Source organism: Streptomyces sp. URMC 123, from assembly GCF_051386515.1.
In the GTDB taxonomy this organism is placed as follows: domain Bacteria; phylum Actinomycetota; class Actinomycetes; order Streptomycetales; family Streptomycetaceae; genus Streptomyces.
Genome location: NZ_JBPQTV010000735.1, coordinates 1 through 362, shown reverse-complemented (window position 1 = coordinate 362; position 362 = coordinate 1). Strand labels below are relative to the sequence as shown.

Annotated in this window: 1 pseudogene; it reads right to left on the bottom strand. The window is 77.9% G+C overall.

Going from position 1 to position 362, the window contains the following annotated elements:
- Positions 1-150: 150 nt before the first annotated feature.
- Positions 151-362, bottom strand: a pseudogene (locus ACSNOD_RS31835) (hypothetical protein); the annotation flags it as partial.

Here is a 362-nt window from a genome sequence, read left to right as displayed (position 1 = left end):
TCATGAGCGCGTGATCAGCCTCGCTCCGTACGGTGGCCGGCCTCGCTCCGCACGCCGGCCTCGCGCCCGTACGGTGGCCGGCCTCGCGCCGTACGGCGATCAGCCTCGCGCCCCGTACGGCCACGGCCTCGCCCCGTACGGGCGTCGCCCTCAGGACCAGGCGGCGACCAGATAGGTGACCCCGTACGGCGCGTCCTCGTACAGGAGCTCCCCGCTCAGGCCGGCGCCCTTGCCGGCGCCCGCCAGGACCTGCCAGGCGGCGCGGCCGGACGCCCGGACCTCCTGGGCGGTGTCGGCGTTCAGCTCGGCCAGGGCGGCGGTGTCCGCCGCGCCGAGGGCGCGGGCGGCCTCGGCGTCGAAGG